Origin of the sequence: Micromonospora lupini str. Lupac 08, assembly GCF_000297395.2 — a bacterium.
In the GTDB taxonomy this organism is placed as follows: Bacteria; Actinomycetota; Actinomycetes; order Mycobacteriales; family Micromonosporaceae; genus Micromonospora; species Micromonospora lupini.
This window is the reverse complement of record NZ_HF570108.1, coordinates 3021859-3047294: the sequence shown is the minus strand read 5'-3', so window position 1 is coordinate 3047294 and position 25436 is coordinate 3021859. Positions and strand designations below refer to the sequence as shown.

The 25436-nt window shown below is 72.0% G+C and carries 22 protein-coding genes; 7 read left to right on the top strand and 15 right to left on the bottom strand.

Going from position 1 to position 25436, the window contains the following annotated elements; genetic code table 11:
- Nucleotides 1-255 precede the first annotated feature (255 nt).
- The 3 genes from MILUP08_RS15045 to MILUP08_RS15035 all read right to left on the bottom strand — a co-directional run bounded on the left by MILUP08_RS15045 (nt 256) and on the right by MILUP08_RS15035 (nt 2928).
- On the bottom strand, nt 256-1164 hold the full coding sequence (locus MILUP08_RS15045) for a zinc-binding dehydrogenase (RefSeq protein ID WP_007459080.1): 909 nt from the start codon (nt 1162-1164) through the stop codon (nt 256-258).
- Nucleotides 1165-1241: 77 nt separating this feature from the next.
- Complete coding sequence (locus MILUP08_RS15040) at nt 1242-1775, bottom strand: flavin reductase family protein (RefSeq protein WP_007459079.1); 534 nt, start codon at nt 1773-1775, stop codon at nt 1242-1244.
- 211 nt (nt 1776-1986) lie between these two features.
- Nucleotides 1987-2928, bottom strand: coding sequence for a hypothetical protein (locus tag MILUP08_RS15035; protein WP_039906047.1), 942 nt, complete (start codon nt 2926-2928; stop codon nt 1987-1989).
- A gap of 285 nt (nt 2929-3213) precedes the next feature.
- Here MILUP08_RS15035 and MILUP08_RS15030 point away from each other — a divergent pair, with 285 nt between their 5' ends.
- Nucleotides 3214-4194 carry a daunorubicin resistance protein DrrA family ABC transporter ATP-binding protein gene (locus MILUP08_RS15030; protein ID WP_039906045.1) on the top strand — a complete coding sequence of 327 codons (981 nt, stop codon included), beginning with the start codon at nt 3214-3216 and terminating at the stop codon, nt 4192-4194.
- Nucleotides 4191-5018, top strand: coding sequence for an ABC transporter permease (locus MILUP08_RS15025; RefSeq protein WP_007459075.1), 828 nt, complete (start codon nt 4191-4193; stop codon nt 5016-5018). The genes MILUP08_RS15030 and MILUP08_RS15025 overlap by 4 nt, the downstream gene beginning before the upstream one ends.
- On the opposite strand, the gene MILUP08_RS15020 is transcribed toward MILUP08_RS15025, so the two are convergent.
- Entirely contained in the window at nt 5015-8194 is a 3180-nt protein-coding gene (locus MILUP08_RS15020) for an ATP-binding protein (protein ID WP_007459073.1), read from the bottom strand. The genes MILUP08_RS15025 and MILUP08_RS15020 overlap by 4 nt on opposite strands.
- A 181-nt stretch (nt 8195-8375) precedes the next feature.
- Between MILUP08_RS15020 and MILUP08_RS15015 the strand changes: the two genes are divergently transcribed.
- Together MILUP08_RS15015 and MILUP08_RS15010 are read left to right on the top strand one after the other, a co-directional pair.
- Complete coding sequence (locus tag MILUP08_RS15015) at nt 8376-9836, top strand: SDR family NAD(P)-dependent oxidoreductase (protein ID WP_007459071.1); 1461 nt, start codon at nt 8376-8378, stop codon at nt 9834-9836.
- Nucleotides 9837-9860: 24 nt separating this feature from the next.
- Nucleotides 9861-10331 (top strand): heme-degrading domain-containing protein, encoded by a 471-nt coding sequence (locus MILUP08_RS15010; protein ID WP_007459069.1) that lies wholly within the window; start codon nt 9861-9863, stop codon nt 10329-10331.
- Between the two features lie 87 nt (nt 10332-10418).
- On the opposite strand, the gene MILUP08_RS15005 is transcribed toward MILUP08_RS15010, so the two are convergent.
- Nucleotides 10419-11795 carry an FAD-dependent oxidoreductase gene (locus tag MILUP08_RS15005; protein WP_007459067.1) on the bottom strand — a complete coding sequence of 459 codons (1377 nt, stop codon included), beginning with the start codon at nt 11793-11795 and terminating at the stop codon, nt 10419-10421.
- A 123-nt stretch (nt 11796-11918) separates the two neighbouring features.
- Nucleotides 11919-13142, bottom strand: coding sequence for an MFS transporter (locus tag MILUP08_RS15000; protein WP_007459065.1), 1224 nt, complete (start codon nt 13140-13142; stop codon nt 11919-11921).
- 41 nt (nt 13143-13183) lie between these two features.
- Here MILUP08_RS15000 and MILUP08_RS14995 point away from each other — a divergent pair, with 41 nt between their 5' ends.
- Entirely contained in the window at nt 13184-14299 is a 1116-nt protein-coding gene (locus MILUP08_RS14995; protein WP_007459063.1) for an ROK family protein, read from the top strand.
- Nucleotides 14300-14322: 23 nt separating this feature from the next.
- On the opposite strand, the gene MILUP08_RS14990 is transcribed toward MILUP08_RS14995, so the two are convergent.
- The 7 genes from MILUP08_RS14990 to MILUP08_RS14960 form a co-directional block, all read right to left on the bottom strand.
- Nucleotides 14323-14904: a hypothetical protein gene (locus MILUP08_RS14990; protein ID WP_007459060.1), complete on the bottom strand. Its 582-nt coding sequence runs from the start codon at nt 14902-14904 to the stop codon at nt 14323-14325.
- Nucleotides 14905-14961: 57 nt separating this feature from the next.
- A complete protein-coding gene (locus MILUP08_RS14985) occupies nt 14962-15618 on the bottom strand; it encodes a response regulator transcription factor (protein ID WP_007459059.1) in 657 nt (218 codons plus the stop codon).
- Complete coding sequence (locus MILUP08_RS14980) at nt 15615-16700, bottom strand: sensor histidine kinase (RefSeq protein WP_007459057.1); 1086 nt, start codon at nt 16698-16700, stop codon at nt 15615-15617. Before MILUP08_RS14980 ends, MILUP08_RS14985 begins: the two co-directional genes overlap by 4 nt.
- A 152-nt stretch (nt 16701-16852) precedes the next feature.
- Nucleotides 16853-18124, bottom strand: a complete 1272-nt coding sequence (locus MILUP08_RS36675; RefSeq protein ID WP_007459055.1) for a cellulose binding domain-containing protein — start codon at nt 18122-18124, stop codon at nt 16853-16855.
- Nucleotides 18125-18159: 35 nt separating this feature from the next.
- Nucleotides 18160-19638 (bottom strand): cellulose binding domain-containing protein, encoded by a 1479-nt coding sequence (locus tag MILUP08_RS33820; protein ID WP_237747077.1) that lies wholly within the window; start codon nt 19636-19638, stop codon nt 18160-18162.
- Between the two features lie 35 nt (nt 19639-19673).
- Entirely contained in the window at nt 19674-20732 is a 1059-nt protein-coding gene (locus tag MILUP08_RS14965) for a pectinesterase family protein (RefSeq protein ID WP_007459051.1), read from the bottom strand.
- 138 nt (nt 20733-20870) lie between these two features.
- Entirely contained in the window at nt 20871-21248 is a 378-nt protein-coding gene (locus MILUP08_RS14960) for a MerR family transcriptional regulator (RefSeq protein WP_007459049.1), read from the bottom strand.
- Between the two features lie 113 nt (nt 21249-21361).
- On the opposite strand from MILUP08_RS14960, the gene MILUP08_RS14955 reads away from it, so the two are divergent.
- Together MILUP08_RS14955 and MILUP08_RS14950 are read left to right on the top strand one after the other, a co-directional pair.
- Nucleotides 21362-22069: an SDR family oxidoreductase gene (locus MILUP08_RS14955; RefSeq protein ID WP_007459047.1), complete on the top strand. Its 708-nt coding sequence runs from the start codon at nt 21362-21364 to the stop codon at nt 22067-22069.
- A gap of 72 nt (nt 22070-22141) precedes the next feature.
- On the top strand, nt 22142-22678 hold the full coding sequence (locus MILUP08_RS14950; protein ID WP_144056937.1) for a hypothetical protein: 537 nt from the start codon (nt 22142-22144) through the stop codon (nt 22676-22678).
- Between the two features lie 211 nt (nt 22679-22889).
- On the opposite strand, the gene MILUP08_RS14945 is transcribed toward MILUP08_RS14950, so the two are convergent.
- Together MILUP08_RS14945 and MILUP08_RS14940 are read right to left on the bottom strand one after the other, a co-directional pair.
- Nucleotides 22890-23867 (bottom strand): hypothetical protein, encoded by a 978-nt coding sequence (locus MILUP08_RS14945; protein ID WP_007459042.1) that lies wholly within the window; start codon nt 23865-23867, stop codon nt 22890-22892.
- Between the two features lie 32 nt (nt 23868-23899).
- The gene (locus MILUP08_RS14940; RefSeq protein ID WP_007459040.1) at nt 23900-25429 is read right to left on the bottom strand and encodes an OmpL47-type beta-barrel domain-containing protein; all 1530 of its coding nucleotides are present in this window, start codon (nt 25427-25429) and stop codon (nt 23900-23902) included.
- Nucleotides 25430-25436: the final 7 nt, after the last annotated feature.

Below are 25436 nucleotides of genomic sequence, written 5' to 3'. Positions count from 1 at the left end.
GACCACACCCGACCGAAGTCGATGTGGCCGCGGATCGTCAGCCGCAGCTCGCTGGACATGAGCCGAGTCCACAGTCACCGCCCGGGTGGTGTCAACGAATCGATCGGCGGATGTCGGCTATCGCACGCGGCGGGGCCGATTCGTTGACGTAATACCTACTAAAGCTATAGGATTTAAAGGGTATGTGTCCGGTGGGCCGGCCCGGACCCGCACGCGAGCCGGGACCGGCCCGCCGGGCAGCCGTCCGACGCCGGTTCAGTCCAGATCGAGCAGGATCTTCCCCGGCACCCGACGCTCCCGCAGCGCGCCGACCGCCTCCCCGAGGCGGTGCCACGAGCCGCGCCAGCCGATCGGCGCCCGCAACTCTCCCCGGGCCACCAGGTCCAGCAGCAGCGCCAGATCCGCCGCCGGCGCCGACGTGTCGCCGAAGGAGCGCAGCGTTCGCGCGACGCCCGGGGCGAAGGTCGAGTTGACCGGGAAGACGGCCGGCGCACCGGATGCCCAGCCGATGCTGTGCAGCACCCCACCCGGTGCCAGCAGACCCCACGCGGTCACCAACTGGGCGCCGCCCACGGTCTCCAGCACCACGTCGACAGGCGCGACGCCGCCATCGAGGCCGACGATCACCTCGTCGGCGCCGAGCGCGGCCAGCCCCTCGCCCCGCGCCGCCGAGCCCACCACCGCGAGCACGTACGCGCCGAAGTGCCGGGCGAGTTGGACCGCCACCCGACCCACTCCCCCGGACGCGCCGGTGATCAGCACCCGGCGACCGCGCAGCGGGCCGGACGCCCGCAGCGTGCGCAGTGCGGTGAGGCCGACCATCGGCAGCGCGGCCACCTCGGCCAGGTCGACGGCCGGAGGAACCACCGCGACACTGTCCACCTCGAACACCGCACGCTGCGCCCAGGCGCCCGGGCCGAAGGCGAGCACCCGGTCACCCGCCCGAGGGCCGGAGCCGTCCTCGGCGCCGCGCAGCACGTGACCGGCGGCGTCGTGGCCGAGTACGCTGCCGGCCGGCCAGGCGTCGAGGTGGCGGACCTCGCCGGCGTTGACGGCGGCGTGCCGCACCTCGACGAGCACCTGCCCGCGCCCGGGCGCGGGGTCGGGAACCTCGGTCACCCGGAACCCGTCGACAGCGTCCGGTGCGGCGACGATGGCACGCATGGCATCCTCCCGAGTCGTGGCGGGCCGCGCTCCGGTCAGCTCGCGGACGGTCGGGGCATTCGCGGCCCCCGCGCCGGTCAGGCGGCGACGCGACGGACCGGCCCGTCCGGAGCGTCCGCGAGACCGGCGTAGCGGCCTCGGTGATAGAGCAACGGCGAACCCACGTCGGCGTGCCGGAGCAGTTCCGGCTCGGCCAGCACCACGGCGTGGTCGCCGACGGTCACCCGGTCGACGACCCGACACAGGAGCCAGGCCAGGGTGCCGTCGAGAATGGGCGCGCCCTGCGGGCCGGGCCGCCACCGGGTGGGCGCGGCGAACCTGTCGATGCCGCTGGTGGCGAAGGTCTGGGCCACCTCGTGCTGATCGTGGGCGAGCAGATGCACCGCCACGTGCCGGGCCCGCGCCAGCGTCGGCCAACTCGACGAACCGAGGTTCAGGCAGAACGAGACGATCGGTGGCGACAGCGACACCGAGGTGAACGAGGTCGCGGTGAAGCCGACCGGCGGTGAGCCGGGGGCGGTGACCACCGTGACGGTGCTGGCCTGGTGGCGCAGCAACGTCCGCAGCGCGTCGGCGTCGGCGTCGGTCACGTCGTCCTCCGACGAGGTCATGGCGTTCCTCCCGAGAGGTGGGTCCAGGCGGCAGGGGCGGCCCGCTCAGGCCGGGCGGGGCGCCGCCGGACAGAGCTGCGCGGCGACCCTCATCAGGTCGACGACTCGGCGGGAGGTGAACAGCCGAACAAGCAGCATGAACCGATTTTCCTATCAGACAGGTAGGATTTCAAGTCCTGGGCGCGTACGTCCCGCCGCTCGACGTCCCACCTCACCGCGGAACGGACTCCTGGGCAGCCAGTACGACCAGCTCGTCGGCGCGGGCCGCCAGCGGCGCCGACGCCCCGTCGGGCCAGACGAGATAGCCCACCGGCGGACCTGACGAATCCCAGCGGACGCCGACGATCGTGGCCGTCGCCGTTGCGGTCGACCCGTCGAGCAGGCGTACCCGGGTGCCCGGAGCATGGCCGTCGTCGGCCACGATGAGCAGCGCGTCGAGGATCTGGCGGACACCGGTGACGGGCAGCTCCGCCACGTACGGCTCGCCCGAGGGTCCCACCCGTGGGGTCATCATCGCCCGCAGGAGCGCCGCGTGCCGGATCGCCTCCTCGCGGACCGGCCAGTCCGGGCCGCGCTCGGCGCGGACCAGCGCCTTCTCGATCATCGACCAGAGCGACACCGGCTCCCGGTCGAGCAGCCGGCGGGCCTCGCGGTCGACCTCGGCGCAGGCCGTGTCGAGGGCGGTGTCCTCGCCCAGCTCCGCGATCCAGACGAGATCCCCGACGTTGGGCAGCAGCCCCGGCGACTCGGCCGCGACCACGATGTAGAGCATCGCGAGCAGCTCCTCGCGGCCTTCGCCGTGGTAGAGCGGGCCCACCCCGGCGCCCGTGCGCCCCCGACTGGGCGGAAAACGGTCGACGAGGTGGCGGGCACGGCCGCTCGGCAGGGCCGCGGCCCGCCGCGTGTCCGTCACCCGCTCCTCGAACGAGCGCCGCTCACGGCGTTCGACGAGCAGTTGGCGGTGGCTGTCGACACCGATCGGATAGATCGTCCGGCCGTACGTGGCGAGGGTCTCGCCAGGTCGCAGATCGAGCGACTCGAGGTGCCGGGCGGCCACCGAGTAGGCGACGCCGGCGCGGGCCGCCTGCTCCCGGATGGCGCGCTGACGGGCACGTCCCGGGGTCGGGGTGCGGCGGCTGTGGTGATCAGACATGGCGCCTCCGGTGCAGCCCCACGCACCGCACCGAACGGGCGGCGTGACGGGCACACCGAGGGTCGGCACGACGGCGCGGAGTCGGTGACTCTTGGCCCCAGCATGTGGTCGGGCGTGGGCCACCACATCGGGCGCGGGCAGGCGCTCTGCCGTGGCCAGCATATCGCGACCCGGGGCCGTCGGTCGCCCTCCCGGCAGCCCTCGGCCACCGGTGTCGGCCGGTGTCGGTGGCGGTGTCGGCGGCGTGTCGGCGTGGTGTCAGGCGACCGGCGCACGCTCTGGGACATGACAACCGATCTGGTGATCGAGGCCGAGGGCCTCGTCAAGACATTCGGGAAGACGAGGGCGCTACAGGGCGTGGACCTCGCCGTACCCCGGGGGACCGTGCTCGGCGTGCTCGGCCCCAACGGCGCGGGCAAGACCACCGCCGTCCGCATCCTCTCCACGCTGCTCACGCCGGACGCCGGGAGTGCCCGCATCGGCGGCTTCGACGTCGTCCGCGACGCCGAGCGGGTCCGGCAGAGCATCGGCCTCACCGGCCAGTACGCCTCGGTCGACGAGGACCTGACCGGGCGGCAGAACCTGGAGCTGTTCGGCACGCTGCTGGAGCTGGGTCGCGCCGGCGCCCGGCGACGGGCCGCCGAACTGCTGGACTGGTTCGACCTGACCGATGCCGCCAACCGGCAGGCCAAGACCTACTCCGGGGGCATGCGGCGGCGGCTGGACCTGGCCGCCAGCCTCGTCGGCTCCCCCGACGTGATCTTCCTGGACGAGCCGACGACCGGGCTGGACCCGGCCAAGCGCGAGGACATGTGGGACGTGGTCCGGACGCTTGTCACCAACGGCTCGACAGTGCTGCTCACCACCCAGTACCTGGAGGAGGCCGACGCGCTCGCCGACGCGATCACGGTGATCGACCACGGTCGGGTCATCGCGCACGACACGCCCGAAGGACTGAAGCGGGTGGTCGGCGGGCAGACGCTTGAGGTCCGGCCGTCAGACCTCGCGGACCTGCCGAGGATCGCGACGATCCTGTCCGAGGTCGGCTCCGGAGCGCAGGCCGACGAGATCCGCAAGGGCGTGCTCGCGGTGCCGGTCACCGACGACACGGCCCTGACCGAGAGCGTCGCGCGGTTCGCCGCCGCCGGCATCTCCGTCACCGAACTCTCCCTGCACCTGCCGAGCCTCGACGAGGTGTTCTTCACCCTCACCGGGCGTACGGCATCCGAGGACGACACCACTTCGCGCGTGGAGGTAGCGGCATGAGCACCCTGGTCGGCACACCACCCACCACGAACCCCGCCCTGTCGACGGCAGCGGTGAACCCGCGACCGTTCCGGCTCGTACGGCATTCGTTGGCGCTCGCCAAGCGCAGTCTCATCAAGACCTGGCGGACGCCCGAGGCACTTATCGACGTCACGCTGCAACCGGTGCTGTTCCTCATCATCTTCGTCTACATCTTCGGCGGCGCGGTAGCCGGATCCACCCACGACTATCTCCAGTTCCTGCTGCCCGGAATCCTGGCGCAGACCATCGCCACCGGGGCCATCGCGATCGGCGTCAACCTCAACACCGACATCGCCAAGGGCATCTTCGACAGGTTCCGGTCGCTGCCGATCCCCCGCTCCGCGCCGCTGGTCGGCGCGGTCCTGGGCGACGTCGTCCGGTACGTGATCGTCACGGTCTCGACCCTCGCCATCGGTTACCTGATGGGTTTCCGGATCGACACCGACCCGTTCCGGGCGATCGCCGGATGCCTGCTCGCGGTGCTGTTCGCGCTCTGCCTGAGCTGGCTGCCGGTCTACGTGTCGATGAAGGTGCGCACCCCGGGCGCCGTACAGGGCCTGATGTTCGCGCTGATCATGCCGCTGAGCTTCGCGTCGAACGTGTTCGTCGGCGCGGACACCCTGCCCGGCTGGATGCAGGCCTTCGTGGACGTCAACCCGATGACCCACCTGGTGGCGTCGGTACGCGGACTGTTCCTCGGCACCCCGCTCGACTCGCACGTGTGGTGGACCCTCGCCTGGTGCGCCGGCTTCGTGGCGGTGTTCATGCCGCTGGCGCTGCGCGCGTACCGCAAGAAGATCTAGCCGAGCAGGTCCTCCATCAGCTCGCGGATCCGGGTGACGGCCGCGGCCACCGGTCGGGCCCGCCAGGGCGCCAGCAACGACTCACGCTGCTCCTCGTCACCGAGGGCGGCGTCGAGTCGTTCGCTGCGCCGGGTCGGGAAGAAGAGCTCCATGTGCGCGCCGAGCCGCTTCGCGAGCGCGGTCAGCTCGCGGGTGGTCTCGATGTCGTCCCGGTACGCGGCGAGTTCCGCGCCGGCCGACGCCCACGCCCCGATGACCGGCAGGTCCTTCGAGTTGAGCGCGTCGTCGCGGGCGAGCGCCAGCAACGCGGCCGCCTGGGCGGCGGCGTCGATGCCCGACGCCGGCCGCGCGTCGGCCACCCGCAGGTACAGGACCGCCACCGAGGCCCGGAGCATCACCCGCGGCTGCGGTTGCGGTCCGGTCCAGCCGGCGAGGGCACGGTTCACCGCCTCGGCCTGGGCGAGCACGTCGTCGTAGCGTTCGCGCTGCCAGGCGAGGTGCGCCAGGCCGAGCAGCGCCTGCGCGACGTCCATCTGCTCGGCCTGGCCCGGTGTCGCCGTCTCACGGAGTCGCCGCTCCGCGTCCGCGTCGCCGGTCAGGGCGAGCTGCACGTCCAGCCGCACCCGGATCGACCGCGCGTCCTGCTGGGCGCCGATCATCTCCATGTGCCGGACGCTTCGCGCCAACCACTCGGCCGACCGCCCCTCCCGGCCGGGCAGCAGGAACTGCCCGACGGCGCCTGCGGCCATCGCCATGCCCCAGTGGTCGCCCGCGATCTCGAAGCGGTGGTACGCCTGCTCGGCGTCGTCGATCGACGACTCCGGCAGGCCGCTGTTCTCCCGTACCGCCGCGCGCGCGATCAGGCCGAGCGCCTGCACGTACGGATCCGGGTGGGCGATCATCTCGGTCGCGCTCTTCAGGCTCTGGTCCAGGTCGGACTTGTCGAAGCCGGGCAACGCCGCCGCGAACGCGGTCAGCCGCGGCGACACCTCGGCGGGCCGTTCCGCGAGCAGCGTCCGCAGGGCACGTCGACCGAGCACGGCGGGCCGCAGGTCGGCGCTGATGCCACTGTTCACGCTGATCAACAGGCACGTCCAGGCGAGCCGGTCGCCGTGTGGCAGCGGCCGGCCGCTGGCCCGACCCCGCAGGATCGCCGAGCGTCGACGCCGCTGCGGCTCGTCGAGGTGCAGCAGCCCGCGCGCCCACACGAGGACCTCCAGGTGCAGGCCGCGCACCGTCCAGAGGTGCAGCAGCGCGGTGGCGACGTCGATGACGGCCGGCTCGTCGTCCTGCTCCAGCGCCCACCGCAGGCCGGCGACCAGGTTGTCCTGCTCGGCGGCGCAGCGGTCGAGCGCCTCGACCTGGCCGGGGCCCACGAGGCGACCGGCGAGCCCGACCGCCTCGTCCCGGGCCCAGCCGAGGAGACCGGCCATCGCCGCGGCCCGTTCACCGGACGCGTCCAGGCGGGCCTCGCCGTACTCGCGGACGGTCTCCAGCATCCGGTAGCGCGGCGGCCCGTCCCCCTCGACCAGGGTCAGCAGGGACTGCTCGACGAGCCGCGCCAGACCCCGCCGTACGTCAGCCCTCTGTGCGACCGCGGCGGCGAGGTCCGCGGTGAACGGCGCGGGGATGACCGCGACCCGCGCGAGCAGCGTGCGGTCGTCGGGGGCGAGCAGTTCCCGGCTCCAGTCGACCATCGCCCACAGGCTCGCGTGGCGTTCCGGCAGGCCCCGCAGCGCGTCGTCGAGCAGCGCGAACCGGTCGGTCAGTCCGGCGAGCACGTCGTCGATCGGCATGTGCCGCAGTCGCGCCGCGGCCAGTTCGAGGGCCAGCGGCAGGTTGTCGAGCCGGTTGCACAGCGCGAGAGCCCGCGCGGTGTCCCAGGTCGGCACCGCGCCACCGGCCCGCGCGCGGGACTCGATCAGACCGAGCGCGTCGGAGTCCGGCAGGGCGGTCAGTCGGTGCACCCACTCGCCGGCCAGGCCCAGCGGCGCACGACTGGTCGCGAGCACCGCGACCTCCGGGGAGATCACCGCGAGCAGGTCGGCGACGACGGCGGCCACCGCGTCGAGGACGTGTTCGCAGTTGTCCAGCACGACCAGCCCGTCGAGGTCCGGCGCCAGGGCCCGCAACCGCTCCTCGGGGCTGAGGACCCGCCGTTCCAGGCCCAGGTTGCCGCCGGTCGTCGAGGTGTCCGCGCCACCGAGCGCCGCGAGCACCGTGGGCAGCACCTCGTCGGGCGAGCGCAGACCGGCCAGCTCGACCACGCGTACCGCCTGGCCGGCCGCCGCCGTACGCCGGGTGACCTCGGCCGCGAGGCGGGTCTTGCCGGCGCCGCCGGACGCCACGATCGTCACGAGGGCCGACTCGTCGAGCGCCGCGTCCAGGGCCTCGACGTCGCGCTCGCGGCCGACCAGGGCGGTCATCGGCCGGCGCCACGCGGCGGGCAGGGCGATCCGCCCCGGCGGGCGGGGTGGCGCGACGACGGCCGGCGCGGTGAGTTCGCCGCGCAGCAGCGCCAGATGGACCTGGGTGATCACGGGTGACGGGTCGGTGCCGTAGCGCTCGGCCAGGTCGTCGCGGAGGCGCTCGACCACCTCCAACGCCTCGGCCTCCCGCCCCTGCGCGGCGAGCACCCGCACGAGCAGGGCGGCGGACGGCTCGTCCGGGGGCGTCCGGGCGGCGAGCCGGCGCAGGTCGGCCTCGTCGTACGGCCCCGCGCCGGCGAGCGCCGCCTCGGCGCGCAGCGCGGCGACCTCGGTGAACAGTCGGGTGTCGTCGGTGGTGAGGATCTCCGGGACCTCGGGGAACAGGGCACGGGCCCGGTCGGCCGAGTCGCGGGCAGCCCGCGCGTCGCCGGCCCGCAGGGCGGCACGGCCCCGGTCGAGGAGCGCCCGCGCCTCGACGGCGTCGACAGTGACCTCGTCGGCGGGCAGGCGGTAACCTCCCGGCACCGCCACCACGGGCAGCCCGAGACGGCGTACGCGGGACACGAGCGCCTGCACGGCCCCGGTGGCGTCGTCGGGCGGCGCCCCGTCCCACACCGCGTCCACGAGCAGGCTGGTGGAGACCGCCCGACCACGCGCGTCGACGAGCGCGCGGAGCACCGCCGCCAACCGCTCGCCCCGGACCGGCCGGCCGTCGACGGCGAGGGGACCGAGGATCGTGATCTGCACGCCCCCAGCATCCCCCACGCCGACCACGGCACCGAGCAGGGTGTCCGACGGCGCGAGGGTCGTCTGTGCTGTGCGGCGCGGCGCGGGATGCGTCCAGGACGGCGCGGTGCGTACAGTTTCGGGTCGGACTTGGGGTGGGCCGGCGGAATCCGGCACAGGAAACGGGACGAGACAACGACGCATGACAGTGGACAAGATTGCCCAAAACGGTCAGGACGGTATCGACCGGAACCGGCTGGAGACCTGTCTCAGCGTCTTCGAGGCGTTGGAGGCCCTTCCGTCCGACCACCCGGACGTGGTGCGGGTGCAGCGGGCCACCGCGAAGCTCTACAAGGTGATCAAGCAGCGGCGACGCGAGGAGCGGCGCGACGCCGTCCTGGCTGCCGACCGGGCGGTGACGGAGGCCACGGCCACCGGCGCGCCCGGCCGGATCGACGACGAGACCCAGGGCATCCCCCTCGCCTCCCCGACCACCGGCACGACTGCGGGATTCCTGCACAACCCGCGCGGCTGCTACGTCTGCAAGCAGCGCTACCGCGAGGTGGACGCCTTCTACCACCAGCTCTGCCCGTCCTGCGCCGCGCTGAACCGGGAGCGCCGCGACGCGCGTACCGACCTGACCGGCCGGCGCGCGTTGCTCACCGGCGGCCGGGCCAAGATCGGCATGTACATCGCGCTGCGGCTGCTGCGCGACGGCGCGCACACGACGGTGACCACGCGGTTCCCGCACGACGCGGTCCGCCGCTTCGCCGCGATGCCCGACAGCGGGGAGTGGCTGCACCGCCTGCGGATCGTCGGGATCGACCTGCGCGACCCCGCCCAGGTGATCGCCCTCGCCGACTCGGTCAGCAGCGAGGGCCCCCTCGACATCCTGATCAACAACGCGGCGCAGACCGTCCGCCGCTCGCCCGGGGCGTACGCCCAGCTCGTCGCCGCGGAGGCCGCGGCGCTGCCGGACGGCCCCCTGCCGGAGCTGATCACGTTCGCCAAGCCGACCGGTCCGGGTGGCCCGGCGGGAAGCCTGACCGCCGGCACCGAGTCGACGGCGCTCACCCCGCACGCGCTCACCGCGTTGGCGTTGACGAGCGGCTCCGCCTCCCCGGAGCGGATCGCGGCGTCCACCGCCATCGACGCCGGCGGCCTGGTGCCGGACCTCGACTCGGTCAACAGCTGGGTGCAGCGGGTGCAGGAGGTCGACCCGGTCGAGCTGCTCGAGGTGCAACTGTGCAACGTCACCGCGCCGTTCGTGCTTGTCAGCCGGCTACGACCGGCGATGGCCGCCGCGCCGGCCCGGCGCAAGTACGTGGTGAACGTCTCGGCGATGGAGGGCCAGTTCGGCCGTGGCTACAAGGGCCCCGGGCACCCGCACACCAACATGGCCAAGGCCGCGCTGAACATGCTCACCCGCACCAGCGCGCAGGAGATGCTCACCGACGGCATCCTGATGACGAGCGTCGACACCGGTTGGATCACCGACGAGCGGCCCCACCCGACGAAGATGCGGCTGGCCGACGAGGGGTTCCACGCCCCGCTGGACCTCGTCGACGGCGCGGCCCGGGTGTACGACCCGATCGTCCGCGGCGAGCTGGGCGAGGACCTGTACGGCTGTTTCCTGAAGGACTACGCGCCCTGCGCCTGGTGAACGACGCTCGACGAGGAGAAACGCATGTCATCTGACCAGTGGCCGACGCTTGACGAGCTCCAGCGCGAGGAGAACGAGTTGGAGCTCGCGGGCCTGACCGAGACCGACGCGTACGAGTTGGGCGTGCGGGCCGTCACCGCCGCCTTGGAGCTGAGGCTTCCGATCTCCATCGGCGTCTGGCGGACCGGACGGCAGTTGTTCCACTGTGGCCTGCCGGGCTCGACGGCGGACAACGACGGGTGGCTGCGCCGCAAGGGACGCGTGGTGACGCGGTTCGAGCACTCGTCGCTCTACATGGCCCGGCTCTGCCAGGACAAGCAGACGACGCTCACCGAGAAGTTCGGCCTACCGGCCGCACGCTACGCCGCCGCCGGAGGCGCCGTGCCACTGCGCGTTCGTGGCACCGGCGTCGTGGGCTGGATGGGCGTCTCCGGGCTCCCGCAGCTGGACGACCACCGCTTCGTCGTCGACATCCTGCGCGGGACGGCGCGCTAGGCCCCGCAACCGCCGGACGCCGCCCGCCCGCCGACCGACGGGGTCGGCGGGCGGTGTCGTCGGACGCTCGGCGCGCCCGCACGACCGTCAGCCCGCCCGCCGGTTCGCGCGCAGGGCGCCCAGGATCACGCCGGGTGTGGCCAGCGACAGCGGGTGCTCCCGCAGGGAGACCACCTCGTTGAACCGGCGGGCTATCGCCACGTCCGTGACGGTCGCCGAGAGGATCTGCCGGCTGACCCAGCTGGAGACCCGGTAGCCGCGCGGGTAGGGCCCGTCGACGTGCGGCAGCGCCAGGTCGGCGGAGGTCGAGGTCGACCAGGCGGCGTCTACCACGACCTTCTGCAGATCGAGGAAGTGGCGGGCGGGAACGCTCAGGTCCGGGTCGGAGAGCAGGTACGCCGACAGGCAGGCCGCGTGCAGGGCCGCCGCCGTCATCCCCTGCCCGTACACCGGGTTGAACGACGCGACGGCGTCACCGACGCTGACGAGCCGCGCCGGGAACCGCCGCAGCGCGTGGAAGTCCCTCCGACGGCTGTCGGCGTGGTGGTAGGTCTGGACGTCGCCGAGCATCTCCTGCCCGGCGACCTCGCCGAACTCCGGCGGGAACTGCTCCCGCAGCCGTCGGACGAAGTCCTCGGCGGTACGCCCCGGCCGGTCCTTGCCGTAGCCGGCCATCATGGCCATCCACCGGCCGTCCTCGATGGCGAAGAAGGCCGCGCCGGCGATGTCCGTCATGGTCCGCGGAGTGTGCAGGGCCAGGACGACTGTCGCCTCCGGAGTCTGCTCGGGGCGGCGGAAGAGGGCTGTCGCGTAGTTGAGGTGCACGGCCATCCGGCGGGTGGTGGGCCGCTCCCAGCCGGCCTGCTCCAGCCAGTCGGAGAGTCGGCTGGACCGACCCATGGCGTCCACCACCAGGTCGGCGGCCTCGACGCCGGGCACCTGGCCGACCTCGCACTCGACGCCGGTGACCGCGTCGCCGTCGAACACGAGACCCGTGGCACGGCCGGTGACCGTCTTGACGTTGGGCAGTCGGAGCACCTGCTGGCGGATCAGCCCCTCCAGGAGGGGCCGGCTGCCCGCCAGGCTGTCGTCGTCGTCGGGGACGACCACCTTCCGCCGGCCGTCGAGGTAGCTGCGCCGAGCGGCGGGCGGCGCCTCGATCGCCCCGTGCGCCAGCGCCTGCTGCCGGAACCCGGGGAACAGTTGCTCGAGCTGGAGCAGGCCGCCGGGCAGCAGCGCGTGCAGTTGGGTCCCCTGCGGCACGCCGGGCCGGGCACCGCTCACCTGCGGGTCGTCCCGGTCGAGGAGGACCACGCTCTGCGCGTGGTCGGACAGGACCCGGGCGGCCAGGAGGCCGGCGACACTGCCGCCGACCACCACCGCCCTACCCAGGCGTGGGGTCGGCTGGTCGGGAGGTCGCACGGCGTTCAGCGCGGCGAAGACCCGCACCGGGGAGAGGGACATCGTGCTCCAAAGGGGGTACGAGGTGTGGCACCGATCGTTGCACAGCGTCGACCGTCGCCCGACGCCTCCACGCCGGTGTCAGATACCGGCCAGGACGCCGGCCGCCGGGCCACCCGCGCAGCCTCAGCCCGCGACGGCGGCCGGTTCCCGGTCGCGGCGACGTCCAGCGGCGAAGCTGACGATCCCCAGGCCCAGCCCGACGACCGCCAGGACCAGACCCACCCGGGCCGGCGCGAGGTAGCCGAGTCCGGCGGCGATGCCGACGCTGCCCAGGGCCGCGCCCAGGCTGTTGGCGATGTTCATGGCGGACTGGTTGAGCGCCGCGCCCATCAGTTGGGCCCCGGGGGCGACCGTGATCAGGCGTGCCTGCAGGACCGGGCCGAGGTAGAGGCTCGTGGCGCCGACCAGGAACGCGCCCACGAACAGGCCCACGCGGTTCGACGCGACGAGGCTGAACACACCGATGCTGACGATCATGGCGACGAAGCCGATCATCATGCTGCGGCGCAGGTCCCGGTCGGCGAGCCAGCCACCAAGGGCGTTGCCGACGGTCATGCCGAGACCCACCGCGACAAGCACCCACGGCACGGTCGCGGCGGAGAGGCCGGCGACGTCGGTGGTGACCGGCGCGATGTAGGAGTCGACAGCGAAGAACCCCGCGAAGCCGATCGCCCCGGTGGCCGCGACCAGCCACACCTGCGAGGTCCGCAGCGCGCGCAGTTCGGCGGCCGGCGAGCCGTCCGCCGCCGCGGCGACCTCCGGGACCACCGCCAGCACCGCCAGCAGCGTGAGCAGGAAAACCCCGGCGATCACCAGGTACGCCGCACGCCAGCCGACCGCCTGCCCGAGCCGGGTGATCAGCGGTACGCCCACCACGTTGCTCACGGTCAGCCCACCGAGCACTGTGGCGAAGCCGCGTGCCTCGTTGCCGGGACCCATCAGGGTGGCCGCGAGCAGGCCGGCCGCGCCGAAGTACGCGCCGTGCGGCAGCGCCGCGACGAACCGCGCCACCAGCACCAGTTCGAACGTCGGGGCCGTGGCGGACGCGACAGTGCCGACGGCGAAGAGGACGAGCAGCCCGAGGACCAGCCTGCGGCGGGGCAGGCGCGCGCTGAGGGCGGCGATCAGCGGGGCGCCCACGACCACGCCCAGCGCGTACGCGGTGATCATCCATCCGGCCTGGGCGACCGCGTCCGACGACGATCGGGCGTACTCCTGCGGGAGCAGGCCGCGTGCCATCTCGGGCAGCAGACCCATCGCCACGAACTCCGTCAGGCCGACCGCCACTCCGCCCAGGGCCAGGGCCGCCAACGCCGCCAGGCGCTGGCCTCTGCTCAGTCCGTTCACCGAGCGAATTTAGCAACAGCGTTGCGTAATAGGCTGGTGAGATGACGCGCACCACAGCCGACGTGACGTTCCTGCGCGGCTACAACCAGGCGCTGGTCATGGCCGTGGGGCGCACCGTACGGACGTTCGAGCGGTCCACGGTCGTCGACGCCACCGGCCTGACACCGCAGGCGGTCTCCAAGGTCATCGCCCGCCTGACCGCCGACGGGCTGATCCGCCCCGCAGGCGTCCGCCGCCCGGGGATCGGCAAGCCGGCGGTCGTCTACGAGCTGGTCCCCGACAGCCGCTACGCGATCGGCGCGCACGTCGCCCGACGCACACTGCGCCTGGTCCTGGTCGACCTCGCCGGCGCCGTGCACCACTCCACGGTCATCCCCCTGCCCGCCGACTTCACCCCCGGTCAGCTCCTCGACGCCCTGTCCGTCGGCATCGAGGCGATCACCACCGGCGCCGAGCTGCGGAGCCGGCTGACCGGCGTGGGCATCGGCATGATCGGCCCGCTGGACCACGCGCACGGGCTGGTCCGGGACGCGCACGGCCTGCGGCACTGGCACGACGTACCGCTGCGGGAGCTGGCCGAGGCGCACCTGGGCCTGCCGGTGCACCTCGACAAGGACGTGACGGCCGGGATCACCGCCGAGGCGTGGCGGCACGGCGCCACGTTCGGCGACGCGGCGCTCATCATGGTCGAGTCCGGCATCGGCGGTGGCTTCTGGCTGGGCGGCGCCGCCCACCGGGGCGCGCACACCAACGCCGGGGAGTTCGGGCACACGGTGGTCGACCTGGACGGGCCCCGCTGCGTCTGCGGACGCCACGGCTGCCTGGAGGTCGTGCACCTGCGCGCCACCGAGGCCGGAGACGTCGCCCGCGCGGCCCGCGTCCTGGCCGTCGGCGTCGTCAACCTGCTCCAGACCCTCGACCTCGCCCACGTGGTGCTGGCCGGCGCGGACCTGCTGCGCCACGCGGACGTCTACCTCCCCGCGGTCGAGCGGGCCGTCCGCACCGACGTGCCGCGCGCGGACTGGCTGGCCCCGACGGTGACCCTGTCCCGCCTGGGCGCGGACGTCATCGCGGCGGGCGCCGCCATGCAGGTCCTCGACAAGCACTACGGCATTCCGGAACTCGCCGCGCTCCAGGCCGGCACACGATCCCGTTGACACCAGGATCCTTTGACGACTGCCTAGGAATCCACTGCGTCACGGTGGCGCTGCGGGCCTGGCACGCCCGGGGACCGCCACATCGACCGCAGCCCCAGATAGAGGAACGGCAACAGCAGGAACAGGTCCGCCAGGTGCGCGACGGACGCCTCCCGGGTGACGCGGCTCAGCGGGAACACGACCGCGCCCAGGCTGACCATGACGCCTACCGGAAGTGGCGCCACACGCACCTTGGCCAGCACGAGGCCCAGGACGAACAGGCTGAGGGGAAACAGCGGTCCGCACGTCCAGTACACCGCGTACGCGGCGAACGGGTGCTCGCCGAGTCGTTCGACCGCGTCGGCGTGGGAGACGGCGAACAGTCCCTCATGAATACTCTGTACGCCGTAGGCCACCCCGCCGATCGCGCCGAACACCGTTACCGGCAGTCCGACCGCGACGTACCTCGGCGTGCTGGGCCGCAGCCGCTCGAACAACCCGATCAGCCCGATGAGCCAGCACGCGGTCGACAACACGATGATCGTGCCGGCGGTGATGCCTTGAGTGTCGTTCTGCCAGAAGAAGCCGGCGAGCAGATTCAACGCCGGACCCAGGATGAGAAACATGACCGGAACGCTACGAGCGGCGTACGCGTGCCGGATCTGCCATCGGTGGGCGTCGACCTACCGCGGTCGCGGTAGGCCGGCGAGCCCGCTGCGGTACGCGAACACGACCAGCTGTGCCCGATCGCGAGCCCCGAGCTTCGTCATCGCCCGGTTGGTGTGGGTCTTCGCCGTGGCCGGGCTCATCCCCAGCCGGTCCGCCACCTCCACCGTCGACAGGCCGTCGGCGACGAGGCCGACCACCTCCCGCTCCCGCGAGGTCAGGCTGTCGACGCCCGGTACCCCTGGACCGCTGGCGAAGGCGGCGATGAGCCGTCTGGTCACGGCGGGCGCCAGCAGCGCGTCACCGGCGGCGACCACGCGTACCGCCCGGCGCAGTTCGTCCGGCTCCAGGTCCTTGAGCAGGAACCCGCTCGCGCCGGCCTGCAGCGCCGCGAAGACGTACTCGTCCAACTCGAATGTCGTCAGCACCACCACGCGTACGCCGGGCAACCGGGGATCGGCGAGGATGCGGCGGGCGGCCGTCAAACCGTCCGTGCCCGGCATCCGGATGTCCATCAACACGACATCCGGCCGGTGCGCTCGGGTGAGAGCGATCGCCTCCTCCCCATCGGTCGCCTCCGCGACGACCTCGATGTCCGGCGCCCGCTCCAACAGGACCCGGAAGCCCGCGCGGACGAGGGTCTGGTCGTCGGCCAGCAGGACACGAACCGTCATACCGGCAGCCACCCCCGCACCTCGAAGCCTCCGCCGTCGGCCGGCCCGGCTCGAAGCCACCCGCCCAGCCCGCCGGCGCGCTCGGCCATGCCCCGCAGCCCGTTGCCGGCCACCGGGACGCCACCCCGCCCGTTGTCGCGCACCGTCACCGACAGTCCGTCGGGGCGGTATCCGACACGCACCTCGATCTGGGCCGCACCGGCGTGCCGCAGCGCGTTCGTCACTGCCTCCTGGACGATGCGGTAGGCGGTCGTTTCCACGGCCCGCGGCAACGCGCGCGGCTCGCCGTCGCAGGTCACGACCGCACCCGTCGACTCGGCCAGCGCGGGCAGCCGATCGAGGGTGGGCGTCGGCGGCTCCGGGCCGGCCGCCGGTGTGCCGTCGCGCAGCACGCCCACCGCCGCGCGCAACTCCACCATCGCCTCGCGGCTGGCCCGGCGCACCTCGCGCAGCGCGGCGCGGGCCTGGGCGGGATCCTCGTCCAGCACGTCGGCCGCGACGCCCGCCTGCACGGACACCACGGCCAGGGTGTGCGCCGTGACGTCGTGAAGCTCCCGGGCGATGCGGATACGCTCCTCGACGACCCGCTGCTCGGCGGCCCGGCTCTGGTCGGCCGCCAGCAACGCCAGCTGGGTCCGGCGCCCGCGCACCACCTCGCCGAGCAGCAACGCCGCCACGAACACGACAGTCGAACTGTCCAGTGACGCGTCGAACGGCCTCGCGCCGGCGACCGCCACCCGCCCCTGGGCATCCAGGAGCACGAACAGGGCCGCGACGACGAGACCCACGCGCTGCCGCGACGCCGCACCGACGGAGTACAGCGCCACCCACGCGGGCACCGCCGGCGCGCCACCCGGGTAGTGGTAGATGTGGTAGGCCAGGTAGAGCCCGCCCACGAGGATCAGCACGCCGACCGGCCACCGCCGTCGAACGGGCAGCACGAACACCATCACGGCGGCGGCAGCGTACGCCCACAGGTCCGGCGCTCGATCACCAAGCGCCACCGGCGTCGTCGCGAGCCGGTACGCGGTCAGCACGCCCACGGCCACCACGATCATCGTCTCCACGACCCAACGCCGCATACCGCCAGACTGTACGGACCGCCGGACCCGTCGACATACCACGAACGTCGTATCCGCCTCGCGTGAGCCGGCTACCGCGGCACAGGATCACCGCCCGTCAGACCACCGCGGGCCGGACCGCAGAGCGGCTCCGCGCACAGATCGTCACGCTGTCACCTCAGGTAGGCGGCCAGCGGGATGTTCTGCGCCCGCAGGGCGGTGGCGATCAGGCCGGCGATCTGTCTGGCACCGGCGGCCTCGAAGTGGGTGTGGTCGTTGCAGAAGAACGCACCTACCGCGCCCGTCGAGTAGTCACCGTTGTTCGGGCACAGCCTGAGCGTGTTGTAGAGCGCCACGCTCTTCGCGTGCAGGTCGATGACCGGTACGCCGTTGGCGGCGGCCGCAGCCGTCGTCTCGGTGACGAAACCGCGGTTGCCGACGGCGGTGCTGCCGCTGCAGGTGATCGCCGCGACCGGGGTGACGAAGATGGGCTTCACGCCTCGGGCCTTGGCAGCCGTCGCCATGACGCCGAGCAGTTCCTTGAAGCGGTTGGTGCCGACGTGACGCGGGCAGGCCGAGTCACCGTCGTTGATGCCGAACTGGATGATCAGATAGTCACCGGCCTTGAAGCCGGTGCCGGCGTCCAGCATCGCCGACCACCGCGCGCTGTAGGCGGTCGAGCTGAGCGTGCACTCGCCGGCCGAGTTCTTGGTGGATGTCACATTGCCCTCGTACAGCCACGTCTGGATGCTGCGACCGCCGACGGCGCTGTTCTGCACGGTGACGTTCGACGTGAGGTAGGACGCGAACTGGCTGCCCCAGCCGATCGGGCAGGAGCTGGCGTTCATCATCGTGGAATCGCCGGCCATCCACACCTTGATCGCCGCGGGCGCCGGCGACGTGGAAGGGGTCGCCGACGGTGTGCTCGGGCCGGGGCAGGGCGTCGCCGTCGGCGTCGGTGTTGACGTCGGTGTCGGTGTTGACGTCGGTGTTGGCGTCGGGATCGGCGTCGGTGCGGTGGGGGTCGCCGCCGGCGGGCCGGCACAGGTGACGCCGTTGAACGTGAACGACGACGGCACCGGGTTGCTGCCGCTCCAGGAGCCGGTGAAGCCGAAGTTGACGGATGCGCCAGAGCCGACGGCACCGTTGTAGCTCATGTTGGTGGCGGTCACCGCCGTGCCGGTGACCGTGACGGCGGCGTTCCACGCCTGCGTCACGCCCTGCCCGGGGGCGAGGCTCCAACCCACGGCCCAGCTGCTCACCGCGTCACCGAAGTTGGTGACGACGACATCGGCGCCGAACCCGCCGGCCCACTCGCTGGTGATCCGGTAGGCGACACCGCACGCCGGGGTGCCGGCCTGGGCGGTGGCGATGCCGAGCCCGCCGGCCACGACGGTCAGGACCGTTGTCGCCAGGACCACGAGACGCGATCGGCGAAGCTTCATCGGGTTACTCCTGCCTTGATCGGAGACGCTCGCCGTCACGTGGCGGCGGCGCACGGGGAGCCGTTGAGGGCGAAACCTGTCGCGCCGTCGAGCGGGCTGTCGGTGACGAACCCGAAGCTCGTCGAACCGGCGGCCGGGATCACCGCGTTCCAGGAGACGTTCACCGCCGTGGCCGCCGCACCGGACTGGGTGACTGTGGAATTCCAGGACTGCGTGATCCGCTGACTGCCCGGCAGGGACCAGGTCAGTGTCCAACCGTTGACCGGGACGGCTGAGGTGTTGCTCAGCGTCACGTCGAACTGGGCACCCGTACCCCAGTCACCGGTCTTGCGGTAGGTGACGGCGCAGGCCCCGCCCGCGGGGGTGGTCGGCGCGGCAGTCGTCGGCGCGGGGGTGGTCGGCGCGGGAGTCGTCGGCGCGGGAGTCGTCGGCGCGGCCGTGGGGGACGGGGTCGTGGTCAGTGCTGCGCTGACGAGCGGGGCCAGCCTGTCGGTGATGGCCTGGTGGCCCGCGTCGTTCGGGTGCACCGAGTCGCTCAGGCCGCCGGACGGCAGCCAGCCGGTGGTGTCCACGTAGAACACGTTGGCGTCACCAGCAGCGTTGCGCGCCCGTACCGCCGCCTCCGTCTCCGCCGCGTAACGACCGATGAACGTTCGCATGGCGAAGAGCTTGGCGTTCGGAAATTTGGCCCGGATCCTGGTGAGGAAGGTGGTGTACGTCGCCTGGAAGGTCGCGGCGCTCACGCCGTGGCTCTTGTCGTTGGTCCCCAGGTTGATCACCACGCCGTCGGCCGTGTAGCGGGAGAAGTCCCACTGGTCGGTGCCGGCCTGGCCACCTGACGACATCCAGTAGCGTGTCGCCTGCGCCCAGCATCCATCGGTCGTCTCGGCCAGACACATGCCGCCGATAGCGATCTGGGTGTGGTCGTAGCCGAGCCTCTCACCGACCTTGAAGCCGTAGTCCGTCACGGCGAGCTGACTGCTCGTGGCGCCCGCGGTGATCGAGTCACCGACGAACTCGACCAGCTTGGGACGGGCCGGCGGCGTGAACGTGCCCGCGCCCGAATCCAGGATCAACCCCTGGAAGACCGCGTCACCGGTGTAGGAGCCGGCCACCTGCCGGTAACTGACGATCAACGTGTGGTTGCCGGCCGCCAGGGCGGTCGGCGTCAGGTTGATCGTGCCGGAGCCGGTGAAGGACGTGAACGCCCTGCCGTCGATGCTGGCCCACAGCTGGATGGTGTTGCGCTGCCGGAGCTTCACCGTCTTGCCGGTGAACCCGACCCGCAGGTACGCGCCGGCCCAGTAGGGCACGTACGCCGAGGCGTTCGACTTGTTCCACCGGCCGACGAAGCTGATGTTCGAGTCGGCAGGTGTGCCGTTGCCGGCCGCGGCCTCGGCGCTGAGGACCGGCAGACCTGCGGCGAGCACTCCGGCGGCGACGGCGATGAGGGCGGCGGTACGCGTCTTCGTCAGCGCGTTCCTGAGTGCCCCCAGGTGGGTGCGCAGGCGCACGGGACGGCGATCATCATCGTGGGAACGAATCTTCGTCATCGGATCGGGTTCCAGCCGTCGTTGCCCGCCAGGTAGGCGGTGGGGGTGTACTGGGTGGCGGTGGACGCGCTCATCTGGGGCCGGTTGGCGTTGACGACGGCGCCGGGCCCGGTGCTGCCGTACTCGGCGAACCGGGCGGTCCTCCACGAGAAGCCGGACATGTCGGTCCAGGGGTCGGTGCGGACATGCGCGCCCATCGCGACGCCCCGGTAGAGGACCTGACCGCGGGCGTTGACGTCGCCGCTGGGGTGCCAGGGCCGGCCCAGATAGACGGTTCTGGCGGGAGCGTTGCTGGTCAGTGTGGTTCCCCAGAACAGGAAGCCGAACTTGTTGTTGATGTCGGTGGCCGCCGCGGTGATGTAGCCGTTGTTCGATGACGAGCCCCGGGTGAGCGAGTGCACGGTGCCGTTCTGGAAGACCATGGTGCCCCGCCCGAAGATGAAGTCGACGTCGCCCTCCACGTAGGAGTTGCGGACGTAGAGACGCCGGACCGAGCTGACGCTGGGTGCGTTGACCAGCAGGGTGTCCTGGTTGCCGAGGATGCGGACGTTGTCGAACTGCACCCGGTCGCCGGAGGTGTTGACGGCGACGGCCTGCTCGGCGTCGAGGGTGTTGGCGGCCTCGTTGAAGTCGTTCGACATGGTCAGATTGCTGATCGTGGTGTCGTTGGCGTTGACGAAGACCGAGGCGCTGCCGGACGTGCCGTACGTGCCGCCACCGGGCTTGGTCTGGCCGGACGCGTGCCCTTCGACGATCACCACCTGGCCGGGGGAGCCGCCGGCGCCCGCCAACGTGAGGTGGGGCTTGTTGGCGGGAACGGTGACCACGCCCCGGTAGGTGCCGGGTTTGATGGTGATGGTGACCGGAACGCCGTTGTTCGCCGCGACGCTGTCGATCGCCGCCTGCACGGTCGTGTAGGTGCCGCTGCCGTCGGCGGCCACGGTGATGGTCGCGGACGCGGACGCGGCGGAGGTCAGCGAGACTGCGGCGGCGAGAGCGCCCACCGTCACCACCGCCACCGAGCGCACGCGCAGAATCGCACCGGATGTGGACATAAGGGTTCTCCGATCCCACCGGGCCTCGGCCGAAGATCATGTCGACCGGCAGACGACGACGTTAAGTTAACGTTAACATCGACGAATTGAAATATAAAGGTGGGAACGGCCGCCGTGCGCCGTCGTCGCCGCCGGTTGCTAGACCAGGGCGGCACCAGTCCGGTTGCAGCCGCTGGCCGGGCTCTCGCTGAGCGCGATGACGTCGTCGAGCCGGGCCCTGGCCTCGATGAGCTGGTTGATCTGCTGGTCGATACGGCCGCGTTCGGCGTTCAGCAGGGCGCGGGACTGCGGGGTGTTGACCTTCGCGTCGACGCAGGGCAGCAGGGCCAGGATGGTCCTGCTGGACAGGCCTGCCGCGTACAACGTCTGGATCAGCTGGACCCGGTCGACCGCCGCCTCGTCGTAGTGGCGCTGGCCGCCGCCGCTCCGTTCGGGGATGAGCAGCGCCTGCTCCTCGTAGTAGCGCAGGGCGCGCACCGACACACCCGTACTGGTGGCGAGTTCCCCGATCCGCACGACCCCTCCCCCGTGACCGGTGACCCCAGCCACACGACCTTGTCCCTCACGTCCACGTCAGGTTCTAGCGTAGGTCGCGTACGAGTCATCGTCGAACCCCAACGGAGGGCATCATGCAGATCTCAGGCTCGATCGCGCTGGTCACCGGCGCCAACCGTGGCATCGGCCGGCACTTCACCCGACAACTGCTCGAGCGCGGCGCGGCGAAGGTGTACGCCACGGCCCGCGACCCCGAAAAGATCGACATTCCCGGCGTCGAGAGGCTCCGCCTGGACATCACCGACCCGCAGGCGGTGCGGGACGCCGCCTCGATCGCCTCCGACGTGACACTGCTCGTCAACAACGCCGGGATCACCACCGGGACCAACCTCGTCACCGGCGACCTGAACGGTATCCGCGCAGAGATGGACACCCACTTCTACGGCACCCTCGACATGGTGCGCGCGTTCGCCCCGATCCTCGGCGCCAACGGCGGCGGCGCCATCCTCAACGTTCTGTCGGCGTTGTCGTGGTTCTCCTATGACGGGGCGAACGCCTACGCCGCCGCCAAGGCTGCCGAGTGGAGCCTGACCAACGGCGTCCGGCTCGAACTGGCCAAGCAGGGCACGCTGGTGACCGGGCTGCACCTGGGCGCCGCCGACACCGACATGATGGCCGACTACGACGGCGACAAGATGGACCCCGCCGACGTCGTCCGCGCCGCCCTCGACGGCATCGAGGCCGGCCGGATCGAGGTCCTCGCCGACGAGTGGAGCACCTACATCAAGGCATCCCTGGCCAACGACCCGAGCGCCTTCTACAGCAGCACCGGACAGTCGTAGCCCTCGGCGCCTGTTCACCTTTCGTGACCATCGGGGAATTGGGGCGTGATGCCGCCTCGGAATGCTGACGACATGCGCAGAAGACGAGTTCCACGGATTCTGTTGTCACTGTCGCTGCTCAGCCTTCTGACCGGGTGCACTCCACCCGACGAACCTCTCGTCGCGCTGGCCGTCCATGATGGTCAGCCGATCGGTGTCCTGGTGACATGCGGCGAGAGTTCGGCCCGGCTCGATGTCTACGAGATCCACCCGGGCGACGTCACCGAGCGACCGCTGGTCATGTGGGCCGTCAGCGGCCGACCCACAAGCGAGACCGTGGAGGTTGCCCTGCTCGGTCAGCCGCCGGACGGCTGGAAGATCGACGACGCCACCGACTTCTTCGCCGCGGGGCTCGGCAGAGTGGTGGACGTCGAGCCGCTCACCGAACTCAGGCCAGGGGTCACCTACAGCATCAAGGGATCCGGCAGGCATGACGCCATCTCGGTAGACTTCACCCTCGCGGATCTCCCACGGATCGGCTCGGACCAGGTGCTGGCGCCGCGCGGGCAGGATTCGACGAAGATCGTTTCGCGGAAGACCTTCCTGCGCAGGGCCCGCAGCAGTTGTTGACGACCGGGCCCTCGCAGCGCAGCCGCTGCCGGTCCCCTCGGTGTCGTTCGTGACCTCGCGTCCGGCACATCGATGTGCTCCTGAGCGGTATACCTCAGAGGCATATTTATGCCTCTGAGGTATACCGCTCACTACCGCATCCGCCCCGACCGAGGTGACCGACGGTCACCGGCTGTGCCCACCGCCGCAGCCAGGGTCGGGACCTGCTCCTCTAGAGCTTCGCGGCGCCGGCCGCGGCGGCCTCCTGCACCGCCGAGGTACGACGGGTCTCGGCCCGCTGGTCGCCGGCGTCGTCCCGGTCGGCGCCGGCCATTCGGGCCGCCCGGTTGGTGGTCGCCGCGGCCTGGTCGCCAGTCACGCCGCCGCGGATCCGGTTGTTCGCGGCCACCTGGGCGGCCGGGTTGTTGCCCGTCACCGTCAACTGGCCGTTGATGATGTTGTCGTCGACGGTGACGCCGCCGGTGGTGCTGGTGACGCTGACGTCCGCGCCCCAGTAGCCGCCGGACGCGCAGCTGTCGAGGGCGCCGTTCGGGCCGAGCTGGACGCCGCCGAGGTTGCCGGCGAACGTGGCCCGACCCCGGACCGCGCTGCCGCACACGACACTGCCGGTGGCGCTGTTGAGCACCGACAGGGTGCCGTCGACGAACGAGTCGTGCACGTCGGTGTAGTAGGTGCCGGTGCTGCTGACGTTGCGTTCCACCTGGGTGCCCCGGTCGAGCCGGACCTCGCCGGCGCCGACTGTGACGTTCCCGGCGATCGTCGCCGCCTCGGCGAACAGGAAGCTGTCGATTGTCGCCGAGCCCTTCGGCCGGACGGTCACCGCGCCGGTGCGGGCATCCTTGAGGAAAACCCCGTACCCGCCGGCCGCCAGCACCACCTGGCCGTCGACGCTCGTCTCGGTGGCGTCGAGGTAGCCGTCGGCGGCGACGCGTACCTCACCGCTGACCCGGCCACCGGTGACCACCAGGTTGGCGCCGGCGGCGACCGTGACGTTGCCGGTGATCGTGGTGCCGGTCAGCGCGCAGGACTCGCCGGCCGGGACGAGCAGGTCGTTGGGAACGGTCACCGCACCGCCGGTGCCGATGCAGTGGGTGACCAGGTCGGCGTGGGCGGTGGGCGCCACGGCCAGCACCGAGGCGGCGATGACGGCGGTCACGGTTGCCAACTTGGCGACGGTACGTCCGGGCATCGTGGTACTCCCTGTCGATGAGATTCGGGTGCTCATGCGCCGACGTCCGATCGGGCCGCGGCCCGGACGATGGCGCCCTGTTGCCGCTTGTTGAGCGTTCCGCCGCTCACCAGCGCGGCGGTGACCGCCTCGACGTGCCGGACGAAGTCGGCGTGGCCGGGGTAGTCGGCGTGTTCGTCGATCAGATCGTTGATCGTGCAACCGTCGCCGGTGTCGACGTTGGCCACGCCGGTGTCGTCACCGTCGATGACCACCGTGCCTCGCGTGTCGGACGCGGGGCAGGCGTCGGTGCCGTCGGCCACCACGGTGAACGTCGCCGACTGCTCGGCGGCGGCGTTCCCCGCGGTGTCGGTCGCCCGGTACCGCAGGGTGTGCGCGCCGACGGTGCGGACGCTCACCGGGCCGGCGTACGCGGTCCAGCCGCCGGTGTCGAGCGCGTACTCGACCGACGCCACGCCCGAGCCGGTGTCGGTCGCGGTGACGGTGACTGTCGCGGCGCCGACGTACGCGCCGCCGGCGTCCCGCTCGCCGGTGACCGTCGCGGTCACCGTGGGCGGGGTGTCGTCCTCCTCCGGCGGGGCGACGACTGTGAAGTGGGACATCTGCTCGGCCGAGGTGTTGCCGGCGACGTCGGTCGCCCGATAGTGCAGCATGTGCATCCCGACCGCGCTCACCATGACCGGGCTCGTGTACGCGGTGAAGGCGCCGTCGTCGAGCGCGTACTCGATGGTGGCGACCCCGGAGCCGGCGTCGGTGGCGGTAAGCGTGGCGGCGGCCGTACCGACGTAGTTGCCGTCGCCGTCGCGGTCGCCGGCCAGCGCGGCCGCGACCACCGGCGCGGTGGTGTCCTCCTCGGTCGGTTCGACGATCCGGAACGACACCGAGCCGACCGTGCTGGTGTTGCCGGCCTGGTCGGTGGCGCGGAACTGCACCGAGTGGTCGCCGACCGCGCTCACCTGCACCGGCTGGGTGTACGGCTGGAAGCTGGTGTCGTCGACCTGGTACTCGACGGTTTCCACGCCCGAGCCGGCGTCGGTGGCCGTGACGGTCACCGTTGCCGTGCCGACGTAGTTGCCGTCCTGGTCCTGGTCGCCCGACACGGCGGCGGTGACCGTCGGCGGCGTGGTGTCGTCGCCTCCCCCGCCGTCGGTGACGACCAGTTCGCCGACCATCTGACTGTGGCCCGGGATCGCGCAGAAGTAGCGGTACCGGCCCGGGGTCAGCGTGACTGTCGCCTGGTGTCGGCCGTCGTTGGCGTCGAACGGGCTGGCCAGGATGTTGACCGTGACGTCGTGGTTGTAGCCCTCGGTGCTGGTGTCGAAGGTAAGCGTGTGCGGCATCCCGGTGGTGTTGCCGGTGGCCGCGCTGTTCTCCCAGATGATCGTCGCCGCGCCGGCCACCGCTGTGGTGGGCACGGACTTGTAGCGGGTGGTGTTGTCGTCGGCGGTCCAGGTCAGCACCTGGTCCGCGGCGGCGCGCGGGGCGGCGGACGCCTGCGGCGTGGCAAACGTCGTGACCGTGAGCAGGAGCGCCGCCACGGCGGCCGTGAGTCGTCGGATCATTGTCTCT